The 13,796-nt window shown below is 73.0% G+C and carries 16 protein-coding genes; 7 read left to right on the top strand and 9 right to left on the bottom strand.

Annotation, left to right across the window (positions count from 1 at the left end):
* Position 1: 1 nt before the first annotated feature.
* The 3 genes from AC5JJ1_RS21865 to AC5JJ1_RS21855 form a co-directional block, all read right to left on the bottom strand.
* A complete protein-coding gene (locus AC5JJ1_RS21865) occupies positions 2–931 on the bottom strand; it encodes an electron transfer flavoprotein subunit alpha/FixB family protein (RefSeq protein ID WP_495787227.1) in 930 nt (309 codons plus the stop codon).
* A gap of 2 nt (positions 932–933) precedes the next feature.
* Complete coding sequence (locus AC5JJ1_RS21860; RefSeq protein ID WP_495787226.1) at positions 934–1,683, bottom strand: electron transfer flavoprotein subunit beta/FixA family protein; 750 nt, start codon at positions 1,681–1,683, stop codon at positions 934–936.
* Between the two features lie 175 nt (positions 1,684–1,858).
* Positions 1,859–2,053: a twin transmembrane helix small protein gene (locus tag AC5JJ1_RS21855; protein ID WP_495787225.1), complete on the bottom strand. Its 195-nt coding sequence runs from the start codon at positions 2,051–2,053 to the stop codon at positions 1,859–1,861.
* Between the two features lie 86 nt (positions 2,054–2,139).
* On the opposite strand from AC5JJ1_RS21855, the gene AC5JJ1_RS21850 reads away from it, so the two are divergent.
* From AC5JJ1_RS21850 to AC5JJ1_RS21830, 5 genes are all read left to right on the top strand, one after another.
* A complete protein-coding gene (locus AC5JJ1_RS21850) occupies positions 2,140–4,590 on the top strand; it encodes a mechanosensitive ion channel domain-containing protein (RefSeq protein WP_495787224.1) in 2,451 nt (816 codons plus the stop codon).
* A gap of 67 nt (positions 4,591–4,657) precedes the next feature.
* Positions 4,658–5,650: a Vgb family protein gene (locus AC5JJ1_RS21845; RefSeq protein ID WP_495787223.1), complete on the top strand. Its 993-nt coding sequence runs from the start codon at positions 4,658–4,660 to the stop codon at positions 5,648–5,650.
* Positions 5,647–6,015 (top strand): c-type cytochrome, encoded by a 369-nt coding sequence (locus tag AC5JJ1_RS21840; RefSeq protein ID WP_495787222.1) that lies wholly within the window; start codon positions 5,647–5,649, stop codon positions 6,013–6,015. Before AC5JJ1_RS21845 ends, AC5JJ1_RS21840 begins: the two co-directional genes overlap by 4 nt.
* 56 nt (positions 6,016–6,071) lie before the next feature.
* Positions 6,072–6,782: a DUF305 domain-containing protein gene (locus AC5JJ1_RS21835; RefSeq protein ID WP_495787221.1), complete on the top strand. Its 711-nt coding sequence runs from the start codon at positions 6,072–6,074 to the stop codon at positions 6,780–6,782.
* A gap of 198 nt (positions 6,783–6,980) precedes the next feature.
* Positions 6,981–7,448, top strand: a complete 468-nt coding sequence (locus AC5JJ1_RS21830; protein WP_495787220.1) for a hypothetical protein — start codon at positions 6,981–6,983, stop codon at positions 7,446–7,448.
* Positions 7,449–7,456: 8 nt separating this feature from the next.
* Here the strand turns inward: AC5JJ1_RS21830 and AC5JJ1_RS21825 are convergent, their stop codons facing one another.
* The 3 genes from AC5JJ1_RS21825 to AC5JJ1_RS21815 are packed head-to-tail and all read right to left on the bottom strand — an operon-like array spanning position 7,457 to position 9,146.
* Complete coding sequence (locus AC5JJ1_RS21825) at positions 7,457–7,756, bottom strand: AzlD family protein (protein WP_495787219.1); 300 nt, start codon at positions 7,754–7,756, stop codon at positions 7,457–7,459.
* The gene (locus tag AC5JJ1_RS21820) at positions 7,753–8,523 is read right to left on the bottom strand and encodes an AzlC family ABC transporter permease (protein ID WP_495787218.1); all 771 of its coding nucleotides are present in this window, start codon (positions 8,521–8,523) and stop codon (positions 7,753–7,755) included. The genes AC5JJ1_RS21825 and AC5JJ1_RS21820 overlap by 4 nt, the downstream gene beginning before the upstream one ends.
* On the bottom strand, positions 8,520–9,146 hold the full coding sequence (locus AC5JJ1_RS21815; RefSeq protein WP_495787217.1) for a NeuD/PglB/VioB family sugar acetyltransferase: 627 nt from the start codon (positions 9,144–9,146) through the stop codon (positions 8,520–8,522). The genes AC5JJ1_RS21820 and AC5JJ1_RS21815 overlap by 4 nt, the downstream gene beginning before the upstream one ends.
* Positions 9,147–9,237: 91 nt before the next feature.
* Here AC5JJ1_RS21815 and AC5JJ1_RS21810 point away from each other — a divergent pair, with 91 nt between their 5' ends.
* Positions 9,238–9,474: a hypothetical protein gene (locus AC5JJ1_RS21810; RefSeq protein WP_495787216.1), complete on the top strand. Its 237-nt coding sequence runs from the start codon at positions 9,238–9,240 to the stop codon at positions 9,472–9,474.
* 15 nt (positions 9,475–9,489) lie between these two features.
* On the opposite strand, the gene AC5JJ1_RS21805 is transcribed toward AC5JJ1_RS21810, so the two are convergent.
* Entirely contained in the window at positions 9,490–10,464 is a 975-nt protein-coding gene (locus tag AC5JJ1_RS21805) for a 2-dehydropantoate 2-reductase (protein ID WP_495787215.1), read from the bottom strand.
* Positions 10,465–10,562: 98 nt separating this feature from the next.
* Between AC5JJ1_RS21805 and AC5JJ1_RS21800 the strand changes: the two genes are divergently transcribed.
* Positions 10,563–11,816 carry a cation:proton antiporter gene (locus AC5JJ1_RS21800; protein WP_495787214.1) on the top strand — a complete coding sequence of 418 codons (1,254 nt, stop codon included), beginning with the start codon at positions 10,563–10,565 and terminating at the stop codon, positions 11,814–11,816.
* Here AC5JJ1_RS21800 and AC5JJ1_RS21795 read toward each other — a convergent pair whose 3' ends face one another.
* Both AC5JJ1_RS21795 and AC5JJ1_RS21790 read right to left on the bottom strand, forming a co-directional pair.
* The gene (locus tag AC5JJ1_RS21795; protein ID WP_495787213.1) at positions 11,817–12,758 is read right to left on the bottom strand and encodes an SH3 domain-containing protein; all 942 of its coding nucleotides are present in this window, start codon (positions 12,756–12,758) and stop codon (positions 11,817–11,819) included. It abuts the gene before it with no gap.
* A 262-nt stretch (positions 12,759–13,020) separates the two neighbouring features.
* Positions 13,021–13,779 carry a class I SAM-dependent methyltransferase gene (locus AC5JJ1_RS21790; RefSeq protein ID WP_495787212.1) on the bottom strand — a complete coding sequence of 253 codons (759 nt, stop codon included), beginning with the start codon at positions 13,777–13,779 and terminating at the stop codon, positions 13,021–13,023.
* Positions 13,780–13,796 lie beyond the last annotated feature (17 nt).

The raw sequence follows: 13,796 nt of genomic DNA, 5'->3' as shown, positions 1-13,796 counted from the left end.
CCTACTTCTTCGCCAGCTCGGACTCGAACTCCGGCATCACCTTGAACAGGTCGCCGACCAGGCCGTAATCGGCCACCGAGAAGATCGGCGCCTCCTCGTCCTTGTTGATGGCGACGATGATCTTGCTGTCCTTCATCCCCGCCAAGTGCTGGATCGCACCCGAGATGCCGACGGCGATGTAGAGCTCCGGCGCCACGATCTTGCCGGTCTGGCCGACCTGGTGGTCGTTCGGCGCGTAGCCGGCGTCGACCGCGGCGCGGGAGGCGCCGACGGCCGCGCCGAGCTTGTCGGCCACGCTCTCGATGATGTGGAAATTCTCGGCCGAGCCCATGGCGCGCCCGCCGGAGACGACGACCTTCGCCGCCGTCAGCTCCGGCCGCTCGGACTTGACGATCTCGGCGCCGAGGAAGCTGGAAAGGCCCGGATCCTCGCCCTTCGGCGCGGCCTCGATGGCGGCGCTGCCGCCCTCGGCCGGGGCCGGGTCGAAGCTCGCGGCGCGGACGGTGATGACCTTCTTCGGGTCGGAGGACTTCACCGTCGCCATCGCGTTGCCGGCATAGATCGGGCGCACGAAGGTGTCGGCATCGACGATCTCGGCGATGTCGGAGATCACCTGCACGTCGAGAAGCGCTGCCAGCCGCGGCATGACGTTCTTGCCGGCGGCCGAGGCCGGGGCGAGCAGGTGCGAGTAGCCCTCCGCCATCGAGACCAGCAGCGCCGCCAGCGGCTCCGCCAGGCCGTTGGTGTAGAGCGCGTCCTCGGTGTGGAGAACCTTCGCCACGCCCGCGACCTTGGCCGCGCTCTCCGCCACGGCGCGGGGGCCGAGGACGAGCACCGTCACCTCGCCGAGCTTGCTCGCCGCCGCGACAGCGCTGCGGGTCGGCTGCGTCACCGCCGACCCGTCATGGTCGGCCAGAACCAGAACGGTCATGGTCAGATCACCTTCGCTTCGTTGCGCAGCTTGTCGACGAGTTCCTGGACCGAGCCGACCTTCTTGCCGGCCTGGCGCTTCGGCGGCTCCTCGACCTTGAGGACGGTGAGGCGCGGCGAGACGTCGACGCCAAGATCGGCCGGCTTCAGCGTCTCGATCGGCTTCTTGCGCGCCTTCATGATGTTGGGGAGGGAGGCGTAGCGCGGCTCGTTCAGGCGAAGGTCCGTCGTGATGATGGCCGGCAGCTTGAGCTGCAGCCGCTCGAGCCCGCCATCGACCTCACGGGTGACCTTGATGCCGCCCTCGGCCGGCTCGACCTTCGAGGCATAGGTGCCCTGCGCCCAGCCGAGCAGCGCGGCCAGCATCTGGCCCGTCGCGTTCATGTCGTCGTCGATCGCCTGCTTGCCGAGGATGACGAGGTCCGGGCTCTCCTTGGCGATGACGGCCTTGAGCAGCTTGGCGACCGCCAGCGGCTCCAGCACGCCGTCATGCTCGATCAGGATGCCGCGATCGGCGCCCATGGCGAGCGCGGTGCGGATCTGCTCCTGGCAGGCGGTGGGGCCGGCGGAGACGGCAATGATCTCGGTCGCCGCGCCCTTCTCCCTCAGCCGCACCGCTTCCTCGACCGCAATCTCGTCGAAGGGGTTCATCGACATCTTGACGTTCGCGGTCTCGACGCCGGTATGATCCGCCTTCACGCGGACCTTCACGTTGTAGTCGACGACCCGCTTGACGGGGACGAGGAGCTTCATCGCCTCTGCCGTTTCCTGCGTGCTGTTGATGGTTCCCCCGGCGCCCCGTACGGGCAGCGGAGCCGATCGCGGGGGCGTGGCACGGACCTGCCCCCGGACCGATCCTCATGGGGGCCGTGCCCCCTAGAAATCCGCGGCAAAATAGGGTCGCGCGGCGCGGCCTGTCAAAGCCGGGTCAATGGCGGGAAACCGCCAGAAGCAGGGCAAACAACACAAGGGTGATGCCCTGGATCAGCACGCGCCAGCGCATCAGCAGGTTGGAGCGGCCGCCGCTGCCGTCTCCGCGCGCCAGGCCGAGCATGCCGGCGAACAAGGTGCCGAGCGTCGCCAGCATGCCGATGCCGACGAGGATGGTCAGGATCGTCTTCATCTCCCCCAGTTAGACGGTCCGGCCCGGGTTACAATCCCGCGCTCCGTGCTTGACCCGGGGCAGTGGATCGGGTTGCTGCCGGGCCCATGAGCTTGTTCCGCATCATCCCTGCGCTGCTGATCCTGCTGGCGGGCCCAGCCCTGGCCCAGGCGCCCGCGCCGGCTGCCTCCCCACGCCCGGCCCAGCCCGTGGCGCCGGCGGCCAGCCTCAACGCCGAGGATATCAGCCGCCTGACCTCCTTGTTGCAGGACCCGGGGCGGCGGGCGGAGTTCCTGCGCACGCTGGAGGCGCTGGCGGCGGCAAGCCGGGCGCATGGCGGGACGGCCGGCGAAGGCTCCCTGCCGCCGGCGCAGCGCCTGGCCACCCCCGCGGCGCAGCCGGCCGGCCCGCCCGCCGAGGCGGAGGGGGCCGAGGCGAGCCCGCCGCCCCAGGCGGCCACGCCTGCCGCACCGGCCCCGGCGGCCGCTCCGGCCGACCAGGCGCCAGCCGCGCCGCTGATCGCGCCCAACACGGTCGGCGCGCAGCTGCTGAGCGGCCTGTCGGGACGGATCGGCACCGTCGCCGACAACGTCCTGAGCGCGATTCAGTCCATGGCAGACCTGCCGGCGCTGTGGGAGGCGGCAAGCCAGCTCGCGCAGGACCCGGTGGCGCAGACCCGCATCCTCGACGCGGCCTGGAAGCTGGTGCTGCTGGTCGGGCTCGGCCTGCTCGCCGAGCGGCTGGTGATGCGCGCCTTCGGCCGGCTCCGGCGCTGGCTGGACGCGGCAGCCCCGGGCGAGCAGGAAAGCTGGACCTGGCTGCGGCGCCTGCCGCTGGTGCTGCTGCGGCTGCTGCTCGACCTGGTGCCGATCGCGGCCTTCGGGCTGACGGTCTACGGGCTGTTCGGGCTGGTGAAGCCGCTGCCGACGACGAAGCTGGTCGGGCTGATGATCGCCCATGTCTATATGGGCTCCCGCGCGGCCTTCGCGCTGGCGCGCGCCCTGCTCTCGCCGGCCTCCAACCACCTGCGGCTGATCCCCTGCTCGCAGGAGGCGGCGGCGGCGAGCATCGGCTGGCTGCGGCGACTGATGCTGGTCGGCGTCGGCGGCTACGTGCTGGCGGAGGCGGGGCTCTTCCTCGGCCTGCCCTGGGCGGCCTATGACGCGATCATCAACGTCACCCTGCTGATCAACTCGCTGCTGCTGGTGCGGCTGGTGCTGCAGCAGCGCGAGGCCGTGGCCTCCGCGCTGCGGGCCAAGCCGCTCGAGCCGGACGAGGTGCCGGACCGGACGCGGCTCACGCTGCGGGCCCTCCGCAACCGGCTGGCCGAGACCTGGCACGTCATGGTCATCCTCTGGCTGGTGGCCGGCTGGGCGGTCTGGGCGCTGGCGCTGGAGAACGGCTTCCACCGGCTGCTCTGGGGCACGGGGCTGACGCTGCTGATCGTCGGCGTCGCCAAGGCGCTGGACGAGGGCTTCATCCGCCTGACCGAGCGGCTGCTCGACCCGGGGAGCGACCTCGCCCGGCGCTGGTCGGGGCTGCCGGCGCGGGCGGCTACCTATGTGCCGCCAGTGCGGGCCGCCGTCTCCGTGCTGACCGGCGCCGCGGCGGTGGTCCTGCTGCTGGAGACCTGGGGGTTCGGCGCGCTCGCCTGGTTCTCCGTGGGGACGCTCGGCAACCGGCTGGTGCAGACGCTCTTCAACATCGCCTGCACGCTGGCGCTGGCGCTGGTGGTGTGGGAGGTGACCAACTCCTCCATCCAGCGGCGGCTGACGCGCCTTGCCCGCGACAGCCATGCGGCGCGCAGCGCGCGGGTACGGACGCTGCTGCCGATGCTGCGCACGGTGCTCGGCGTCTTCATCCTCGTCTTCGTCGTGCTGAACGCGCTGTCGCAGCTCGGCCTCAACGTGGCGCCGCTGCTGGCCGGCGCCGGCGTCGTGGGTCTCGCCATCGGCTTCGGCTCGCAGACGCTGGTGAAGGACGTCATCACCGGCGTCTTCCTGCTGCTGGAGGATGCTGTCGCGGTGGGCGACGTGGTCAATGTCGGCGGCAAGGGCGGCGTCGTCGAGCACCTCTCGATCCGCTCGATCAAGCTGCGCGACGGCGACGGCTCGATCCACATCGTGCCCTTCTCGACGGTCACGACGGTGACCAACAGCACTCGCGACTTCGCCTTCGCCATGGTCGACATCCTGGTCGCCTACGAGACGGATACGGACCGGGCGGGGGCGGCGATCAAGGAGATCGTCGCCGAGATGCGCGGAGAGGCGCGGTTCAAGACGGCGATCCGCGACGAGTTCGACTTCTGGGGCGTCGACAGCCTGGGCCAGGTCGGCGTGCAGTTGCGCGGGCGCGTCCGCACCGAGCCGACGCAGCGCTGGCCGGTGCAGCGGGAGCTGATGCGCCGGGTGAAGCGGCGCTTTTACGAGATGGGAATCAACATCCCGCACCAGGCGCTGGCGCCGCTCGAGCGCTCGGCAAGGCCGCCGGAGGAGGCGGAGGCCGAGGCGCCGCCGAAGGCAGCCGGGAAGAAGGGAGAGGTCCGCGCGGCGGAGTGAGGCCGCCCGCGACAGGGCCACGGGCCGGGTGCTAGGGTTACCCCCGCGCAATGCGGAGGTTGGAACGATGCAACGTCGTGAATTCCTGGCCCTCGGCGCTGCCCTCGCCCTGCCGGCGGGGCGCGCCGCGGCCGCGGTGCCGCCCGGCTACCGCCTCACCTGGTTCGACGCCGCGACGCCGGGCAGCGGCCGCGTCGGCTCCCGCGACGTGACGGCGGCGGGGGACGGGACGATGTGGTTCTGCGGCCAGCGCAACGGCACGCTGAACCGGCTCGACCCGCGCGACGGCTCGATCCGCGTGGTGAGGCTTGGCGAGGGGGCGGCGCCGCATGGCGTCATCCGCGGGCCGGACGGCGCGGCCTGGGTGACGGAGGGCGGGCAGAACGCCATCGCCCGGGTCGACCCCGCCGACCACCGGGTGCAGCTCTGGCGGCTGCCGGAGCGCTTCGCCAATGCCAACCTGAACACCGGCGTCTTCGACTGGCAAGGGCGCTACTGGTTTACCGGGCAGAACGGCGTCTATGGCCGCCTCGACCCGAAGAGCGAGGCGATGCAGGTCTGGGAAGCGCCGCGCGGCCCCGGCGCCTATGGCATCACCCGGACGCCGGGGGGCGGCCTCTGGTATGTCTCGCTCGCCGGCAACCACCTGGCGCAGATCGAGGACCTGGAGAGCGGGCGCGTCAGGATCGTCGAGCCGCCGACGCCGAACCAGGGGGCGCGGCGGGTCTGGTCCGACAGCGCCGGGCGGCTCTGGATCAGCGAGTGGAACAGCGGCAACGTCTCCATGCACGACCCGCGCGACGGGTCCTGGAAGGTCTGGCGCCTGCCGGGGCAGCGGCCGCGGGCCTATTCGGTCTGGGTCGATCCGTCGGACAAGGTCTGGCTGACGGATTTCGCCGCCAATGCCGTGGTGCGCTTCGACCCGGCGGATGAGAGCTTCCTGTCCTTTCCCTCCGACAAGGCGGGCGCCAACATCCGGCAGATGGACGGGGTGCCGGGCGAGGCCTGGGGCGGCGAGAGCGGCACGGACCGGATCCTCCGCATCCAGTACGGCTTGTGAGGGCGCTGGCCGCGGCGCTGCTGCTGCCGCTCGCCCTGCCGGCCGCGGCGGCGGAGGGCGAGGCGGTGTTCCGGCGCCACTGCATCACCTGCCATGCCGTGGCGGCGGGGGCGCCGCCGGGGGCGGGGCCCAATCTCCGCGGGGTGGTCGGGCGGCGGGTCGGCGGCGATCCGGGCTTCGACTACTCCCCGGTGCTGCAGGCGGCGGGCGAGGCCGGGCAGCGCTGGGATGCGTCGATGCTGGAGCGCTTCCTCGCCGATCCGGAGGCGATGTTCCCTGGCCTCTGGATGGGCGCCAACGGGCTGCGCGAGGCCGCGGACCGGGCGGCGGTGGCGGGCTACCTGGCGGCGCAGGCCGGCCCTTGACCTTCCCATTGTAGGAAGCCCCATCTCAGCGGTCCTTCGAGGGAGGGAGGACTGTGATGCGTTCCCCATGGATGAGGCTGGCGGCGGCCGGGTTCGCCCTGCTTTCGGCCCTGCCGGCGCGGGCGGCGATCGAGGAGGGCTACGTGCCTGGCGGCGCGCCGGTGCCGAGCACCTGGTACGGGCCGGCGGATGCCGCGGCGGCCGAGGCCGACCGGGCCTATATCCGCGGCATGCGGCCGCACCATGCGGGCGCGCTGACCATGGCGCGGGACTACCTCGCCGACCCGGAGGCGCGGAGCCCGGCCTTGCGGCGCCTGGCCGAGGCCATCATCCGCAACCAGGCCTTCGAGATCAGGCTGCTCGACGACGTGGCGCGCAACCTCGACCGGCCGCCGCTGCGGCTCGGGGGGCTCGCCCTGCAGCCGATGGCAACCGAGGGGGTGGCGCAGCAGGACGGCTTCATGCGCTCGCCGATCCCCGGCCTGCTCGACGCGGCGGGGCCGGTGACGGCGCGGGACGTGCAGTTCGCCAAGGCGATGTCGGCGCACCACCAGGCGGCGCTCGACATGGCGCGGGCCTACCAAGCCAACCCGGCGGCGCGGAACGGCTTCCTCGCGCTGATGAACGTCGACATCGTCACCGACCAGAGCCAGGAGATCGCGCTGATGCGGGCGGTGACGGCGTCCTACGCGGGCGATGCGGCGGCGGTGCCGGTGGATCTGGGCATGATCCACGGCATGGAGGGCATGGGCCACCACCATCGCTGAACTCCGATCTTGCGACACGGCTGCGACAATCGACCCGGCAATGTCATCGCGGCTTGACCGCATGATAATCTACCATTGCTTGGGTCTTTCGAGCCATGTGCCCAACATGTGGTCCAATGGCAAGAAGCGCCCCAGTATCGCAGCTCGTCGATTGGAGGTTGTACCATGCCTCGTCTTCAGTCGGTCACGCTCGCCATCTTGCCGGCGGTCCTGGCAGGGCCGGCGGCTGCACAGACCGGTACCCCGGCCATCGACCTCGCGCCGCTGGTCCAGGCCCTGGCCGACCTGCTGATCCCGGTTATCGGGGCAGTGGCCACCTTCTTGATCAACGCCCAGGTCAAGAACCGCCAGCTGGCGGAGATGCTGTCGAACGCGGTGCAGAACAGCCTCGGCGTGGTTCAGCAGCGTACCTCTGCGGCGATCAAGGGAGCGGATTTGACGGTCACCGTGGACAACACGGACATCCAGGCCGGCGTCCGGTACGTGCTGCAGAATGCCGAGGAAGCAGTCCGGCATTTCAAGATCCCGACCGAGCGGATCGCTCAGAAGATCGAGGCGAAGCTCGGCCTTGCCTCCATCGCCACCAACTTGGCGACGACAGCCTCGCCGACCAAGGTCATCGCCGGGCCGATGGCGCCGATCCCGCTCGGCCGGATGGAGTTCTGACAACCGGCTCAGCCGCCCCGCAGCAGCCAAAGCACGCCGACGCCGGCGAGGATCGACACCGCCATCCGGCCGAGCCGCGCCTGGACCAGCAGCGCCACCCCGCCCGCGACGCAGCTCTGCCAGCCGCCCTGAGCCAGGGCCGGGGCGAGGAAGGCGACGAAGATCGCGCCCGGCAGGTGCTGCAGCATCGCTTGGATGAAGGGCGGCGGCCGCGTCACCCGGAGGATGGCATAGCCGCCGGCGCGGCAGAGGAAGGTCGCCGCCACCATGCCGAGGATGGCGGCCAGCACCTCCCAGCGGAGGGTCATGCGCGTCCCTGCTCCCGCGCGCCGGCGCGGCGCCTGTCCCGCGCCGCGCCGGCCGCCGCCCCGCCGAGCGCGCCCGCCAGCACCGGCCAGGGCGCGCCGAGGCCGAGCCCCTGGGCGCCCAGCGCCAGCACCCCGGCGACGCACCAGGGCAGCAGGTCCGACCGCCCGCGCCAGAGCGGGACCAGGATCGACATCAGCGCCGCCACCGAGGCGAAGAAGACCGGGTGGCCCGGCGGCAGCCGCACCGCGGCGCCGAAGAGGTGGCCGGCCAGCGTCGTCGCCATCCAGACCGCCCACATGGCGAGGCTGGCGCCGAGCAGGAAGGCGGCGTCGCGGCGGCCGGAGCGGATCTCCGTCACCATCAGGGCGAAGGAGTTGTCGACCAGCACCGCTAGCGTGCCCCAGAGGCGGAGGCCGCTCAGCCGGTCCAGCGCCGGGGCGAGCGCCGCGCCCATCGGCGCCATGCGCAGGTTGATGACGAGGGCGGCGAACGTCGCGGCGAGGATCGGGGCCGGGTCCGACCAGAGCTCCAGCGCCACCAGCTGCGAGGTGCCGGCGAAGACGAGGCCGCTCATCAGCAGGGTCTCGAGCAGGGAGAGGCCGCGGGCATCGGCCGCCATGCCGACGACCAGGCCGAAAGGGGCGAGGCCGAGGGTCAGGCCGAGCGCGGCCAGGGCGCCGCGGCGGAAGCCGGCGCGGGTGAAGGCGCCAGGAGGCGGGTAGGGGGACGGGCTGGCGGGCGGGTTGGGGGGCGGGCCGGCGCTCATGCCAGCGAGCGCGCCGGCACGCCGCCGACCTCCGCGCCGTCGGGGATGTCGGCGATGACGGCGCCGCCGGTGCCGACCACCGCATCGGCGCCGATCACCGCATGGGGCCGGCAGGCGGCGCCGGCGCCGACCAGGCTCCGCGCCCCGACCCGGACGCCGCCGGCGAGCACCGCGCCGGGGCCGATATGCGCCGCCTCGCCCACCGCCGCGTCATGCTCGAGGATGGCGCCCGTGTTGACGATGGCCAGCCGCCCGACCTCCGCCAGGGCGCCGAGCACGGCCCGCGGCAGCACCACCGCGCCGGGGCCGATGCGGGCGCTGCGGGCGATGATCGCGGAAGGGTGGACCAGCGGCGGCAGGGCGAAGCCCATCGCCTCCAGCCGGGCGGCGGCGGCGAGGCGGGCCGCGGCATCGCCGATCGCCACGCAGGCGAGGCGGGTGCCGGCGGCGAGCAGGCCGGGCAGCGCGGATTCGTCGCCGAGGATGGGCAGGCCGAGCATCTCCCGGGCGCGGGGCGCGGCATCGACCAGCCCGGCCAGCTCGATCCCGGGCAGGTCGCGGGCCAGCTCGATCAAGGCTCTGCCATGCCCGCCGGCGCCGAGGATCACCAGCCTGCCCTGCATCCCTGCCCTCCCCCATGGCGGCGGCCATTGTCCCACCGGAAGGGAGCGGAGGCCAGGCGAACCGGCCCCGGCGCGGCCGCGTTGGCCGGGCATGACCGACAAACGCAAGACACCGGACGACAAGGCATCAAACGAGACCGGGCCGACCGAGCGCGCCAGCGGCACCATCGACCGGCCGATCGGGCCCGGCGATGCGCAGCCCGGCGACTTCAACGAGCGGGCCTCCCAGCTGGGCGGGCCGATCGACATCTTCCCCACCCGGCGCGACCGGACCGGGCTCGAGGACTGGCGCTCGACCGACGCGCCGGACGAGACGCCGAAGCAGTAGCCGTCCCGGCCCGCCTCAGCCCTGCCCGAGGTTGCGGGCGAGCAGGCGGGTCAGGCCGTGGACGGCGGCGAGCATCGGCACCGGCTGGCCGAGATGCCCGGCGAGCTCCACCAGCGCGCCGAGCACGGGCCCGAGCTCGAGCGGCCGCCCGGCCTCCAGGTCCTGCAGCATCGAGGTGCGGAAGGGGCCGAGGCGGCGGGTGACCGCCATGCGCTCGGCGATGCCCTGGCCGGTGGGCAGGCCGATGCGGTCGCCGAGGGCGGCCATCTCCGCCATCATCGCCTCGACCAGCCCGCGGATGCCGTCATCGTCCAGCATCGCCTGCATGTCGGCGCGGCTGAGGGCGCTCAGCGGGTTCATGTTGGAATTGCCCCAGAGTTTCAGCCAGATCTCGCGGCGGAGGTGTCCGGCCGGCTCGGCCGGGATGCCGCCCCGGCGGAGCGCCCCGACCAGGGCGGCGAGCGGGCCGGGATGGCGGCCGGAGGGGTCGCCGTAGAGCATCCGGTCCTGCTTCATCAGGCGGATGGTGCCCGGGGCCTCCACCCGGCTGCCGACATGGGCGACGCCGCCCAGCACGCGGCCGACGGGGATGGCCCGGGCCAGGGCCCCGCCGGGGTCGACCGATTGCAGGGTGAGGCCCTGGGCGGGGCCGCCGAAGCCGTCGAGGAACCACCAGGGCAGGCCGTTCTGCGCGGTGGCGACCAGGGTCCGCGGGCCCATCAGGCGCTCGATCAGCGGCAGGGCGGCCGGCAGGTCATGGCTCTTCAGGCCGAGGAGCAGGAGGTCGGCGGGGGGCAGCCCGGCCGGATCCCCGGCGGCGACGACGGGGAAGGCCTCGCGCCGGTCGCCGTCGAGGAGGACGAGGCCATGGGCCTTCAGGGCGGCGAGGCTGGCGCCGCGGGCGAGGACCGAGATTGGCCAGCCGGCCCGCGCCAGGCCCGCCGCCAGCCAGCCGCCGACCGCGCCGGCACCCAGGACCGTAACCTGCATGGCCTTCCCCTCCGTTCCACCCGGTGAGGCTTATGGCGCCCCCGGGGGCGAGGGCAACCGGCGAGGGCAACCGGCGAGGCCTCGGGCGTTGGAAAGGCATGGATCCCTATATCGTTCTGCTGATCGGCACCGGTGCGCTCATCCTTCTCGTCGCCTGGTTGCCGATGGTGCTGCGGGAGCTGCCGCTCTCGCTGCCCATGTTCTGCATCGCCTGCGGCTTCACCGCCTTCGGCCTCTCCAACGGCGACACGCCGGACCCATTGACCTATCCGAACACGGCGGAGCGGCTGACGGAGCTGGTGGTGATCGTCGCCCTGACCGGGGCGGGGCTGAAGCTCGACCGGCCCTTCGCCTGGCAGACTTGGCGGCTGACCTGGCGGCTGCTGGGGGTGGCGATGCCGGTCTCGATCCTCGGCATCGCCTGCATCGGCTATTGGGGGCTCGGCTTCGGCCTGCCGGCGGCGCTGCTGCTGGGCGCGGCGCTGGCGCCGACCGACCCGGTGCTCGCCTCGGACGTGCAGGTCGGGCCGCCGCGCTCCGGCGAGGAGGACGAGGTGCGCTTCACCCTCACCGCCGAGGCCGGGCTGAATGACGGGTTGGCCTTTCCCTTCGTCAACCTCGCGGTGAGCCTTGCCGCGGTCGGGCTGGCGCCGCGGGATTGGCTGCCGCACTGGATCGGGGTGGATGTGCTGTGGAAGCTGGCCGCCGGGGTTGGCGCCGGCTGGGCCATCGGCCGGCTGCTGGGCTGGCTCACCTTCCGCATGCCGAACCGGGCGAAGCTGTCCCGCACGGGCGACGGCTTCGTCGCGCTGGGGGCGACCTTCCTCGCCTACGGGCTGACGGAGGTCGTGCATGGCTACGGCTTCATCGCCGTCTTCGTCGCGGCGCTCGCGATGCGGGCGGCGGAGCGGCACCATGACTACCACGAGCGCCTGCACGACTTCGCCGAGCAGACCGAGCGGCTGCTGATGATGGTGCTGCTGGTGCTGTTCGGCGGGGCGGTGGCGGGCGGCGTGCTGGGGCCGCTCACCTGGACGGGGGTGGCGGCGGCGCTCGCCTTCATCTTCGTGGTGCGGCCGGCGGCGGGGATGCTCTCGCTGCTCGGCACGCCGCAGCCGATGGCGGAGCGGGCGGCGATCGCCTTCTTCGGCATCCGGGGCCTGGGCAGCTTCTACTACTTGGCCTTCGCGGCCAATGCCGCGGCCTTCCCGGAGATGGGCGAGCTCTGGGCGGTGATCAGCCTGACGGTGCTGATCTCGGTCGGACTGCACGGGATGACGGTGACGCCGGCGATGCGCTGGCTCGACAGGCGGCGCCGGCGGCAGGGGGTGCTGCCGCTCGAGGTCGCCTGATCAGGGCTCGGTCAGCAGGCTGGAATGGATCCACCCCTCCGGCGCCGTGCCACCGACCTGGATCCAGCCGCCGCGGGCCTCGCCATGGACGCGGAAGGCCTCGCCCCGCGGGGCGGTGCGAAGGATGGGGGCGCCGCTGTCCGGGCCGGCACGCAGATTGGCGGCCGAGCGGACCAGCACGCGCGGCAGGGCGGGAGCGGGAGCGGGCTCCACCGCGGGCGGCGCGGCAGCCGGGGGCGCCGGAACGGCCGGGGGCGGGGGCGACGGCAGCGCGGCCTGGCGCTCCGGCAGCCGCTCCGGCGGCCGCTCCGGCACGGGCACCTCGGCCCGGGGCGGCGGGGGGGCGCTGGCGACGGGGCGCGGGGCCGCCTCCGTGCCGCTCTCCGCCGGGGCGGAGGGCTGCTGGCTGAGCCCGACCAGCAGGCCGATCAGCAGGCCGCCGCCCGCGAGGCCGAGCAGGGGGGCGAAGCTGCGCCAGGGCAGGCCGGCATCGGCGACGACGGGATCGGCCGCCGCGGGGCGCATGCGGCGCGGGCCGGGCGGGCGGATCAGGGGGCGGGTCTGCAGCAGGCGGCTCACCAGGGTGATCCAGCCATCGCCCCCGGCCAGGTTCAGCGGCGGCACGGCGGCGAAGGCGGCGGCGAGGCGGCGGCGGAGGTTGAGCGGCTCGCCGGGCAGCATGGCCAGCGTCACCACCGGCAGGTGCCCGGGGAAGATGGCGGGGAAGCGGGCATCTTCCAGCCGCTGGCGGAAGGCGGCGGCGGCGGCCTCGGCGACGGCGCCCGGCACGCCGAGCAGGGCGACGCCGAATTCCGGGTGCAGCAGCGCCATCGGCACCAGGATCGTGGTGGCGGGCACGCCCGCCACCGGGCGGGGCTCGAGCAGGCAATCGGGCAGGCTGATCCAGCCCTCGGGCAAGGCGGAGGTATCGGCTGCCGGCATGCGACGTGGCTCGGCGGATGGGTCGAGGCGCAAGGCGGCCTCTGGCTGATGGTTCATGGGTGCAGTGCCCCCCTTGACGACTCCGTCCCGTGCGCCCTGGGGCCACGGGTCCCCCTACTCGTATTTAGTATACGTTAGCTCTTTTTGCAGCGCAGCATGAGAGATGGGATATTGGCGCGCTGCGTCCCCCGAATGAGTGGAAAACTCCCGGGAGCCGTCATCTGCTCATTCACAGCATGGCTAGCAGTTGCTGTGGGGACGGTTACAGCCGCCAGCCGGTATGAATGGCGACGATGCCGCCCGAGAGGTTGCGGTGCGTGACGCGCTCCAGCCCCGCCTTGCGCATCATGGCGGCGAGCGCCTCCTGGTCGGGGAACATGCGGATGCTCTCGGCGAGGTACTGGTAGCTCTCGGCATCCCGGGCGATGCGGGCGCCGAGGCGGGGCAGGACCTGGAAGGACCAAGCATCGTAGAGCGGGGCGAGGGCCGCGACCTCGACCCGGCTGAACTCCAGGCAATGGAAGCGCCCGCCGGGCCGCAGCACGCGGCGGGCCTCGCGGAGGACAGCCGGCTTGTCGGTGCAGTTGCGCAGCCCGAAGGCGATCGAGACCTTCTCCACGCTGCGGTCGGGCAGCGGCAGGTGCTCGGCATCGGCGCAGAGGAAGGAGAGGCGGGCGGCATGGCCGCGATCCAGCGCCCGGCCCTGCGCCACCTGCAGCATGGAGGGGTTGATGTCGGAGAGGATGACGCGGCCGGCGCCCCCCTCGAGCGCGCGGAAGGCGATGTCGCCGGTGCCACCCGCGAGGTCGAGCAGGGCCTCGCGCGGCGAGGCGCCGATGGCGGCGACGAAGGCCGACTTCCAGGCGCGGTGCAGGCCGAGCGACATCAGGTCGTTCATCAGGTCGTAGCGGGGGGCGACGCTGTCGAAGACCTGGCGGACCATGCCCGCCTTCTCCTCGCGGCGGACCTCGCGGAAGCCGAAGTCGATGGTCTCGTCGGGGGGGGTGTTGCGTTCGGTCATGCGGCGGGCACCATAGG

It is taken from the genome of Belnapia sp. (genome assembly GCF_059504005.1).
This window is presented reverse-complemented; position numbering and strand designations above follow the sequence as displayed.

Coding starts and splice junctions, on each gene's coding strand:
- AC5JJ1_RS21865 (WP_495787227.1), bottom strand. CDS start 931: ATGACCGTTCTGGTTCTGGCCGACCATGACGGGTCGGCGGTGACGCAG.
- AC5JJ1_RS21860 (WP_495787226.1), bottom strand. CDS start 1,683: ATGAAGCTCCTCGTCCCCGTCAAGCGGGTCGTCGACTACAACGTGAAG.
- AC5JJ1_RS21855 (WP_495787225.1), bottom strand. CDS start 2,053: ATGAAGACGATCCTGACCATCCTCGTCGGCATCGGCATGCTGGCGACG.
- AC5JJ1_RS21850 (WP_495787224.1), top strand. CDS start 2,140: ATGAGCTTGTTCCGCATCATCCCTGCGCTGCTGATCCTGCTGGCGGGC.
- AC5JJ1_RS21845 (WP_495787223.1), top strand. CDS start 4,658: ATGCAACGTCGTGAATTCCTGGCCCTCGGCGCTGCCCTCGCCCTGCCG.
- AC5JJ1_RS21835 (WP_495787221.1), top strand. CDS start 6,072: ATGCGTTCCCCATGGATGAGGCTGGCGGCGGCCGGGTTCGCCCTGCTT.
- AC5JJ1_RS21825 (WP_495787219.1), bottom strand. CDS start 7,756: ATGACCCTCCGCTGGGAGGTGCTGGCCGCCATCCTCGGCATGGTGGCG.
- AC5JJ1_RS21820 (WP_495787218.1), bottom strand. CDS start 8,523: ATGAGCGCCGGCCCGCCCCCCAACCCGCCCGCCAGCCCGTCCCCCTAC.
- AC5JJ1_RS21815 (WP_495787217.1), bottom strand. CDS start 9,146: ATGCAGGGCAGGCTGGTGATCCTCGGCGCCGGCGGGCATGGCAGAGCC.
- AC5JJ1_RS21810 (WP_495787216.1), top strand. CDS start 9,238: ATGACCGACAAACGCAAGACACCGGACGACAAGGCATCAAACGAGACC.
- AC5JJ1_RS21805 (WP_495787215.1), bottom strand. CDS start 10,464: ATGCAGGTTACGGTCCTGGGTGCCGGCGCGGTCGGCGGCTGGCTGGCG.
- AC5JJ1_RS21800 (WP_495787214.1), top strand. CDS start 10,563: ATGGATCCCTATATCGTTCTGCTGATCGGCACCGGTGCGCTCATCCTT.
- AC5JJ1_RS21795 (WP_495787213.1), bottom strand. CDS start 12,758: ATGCCGGCAGCCGATACCTCCGCCTTGCCCGAGGGCTGGATCAGCCTG.
- AC5JJ1_RS21790 (WP_495787212.1), bottom strand. CDS start 13,779: ATGACCGAACGCAACACCCCCCCCGACGAGACCATCGACTTCGGCTTC.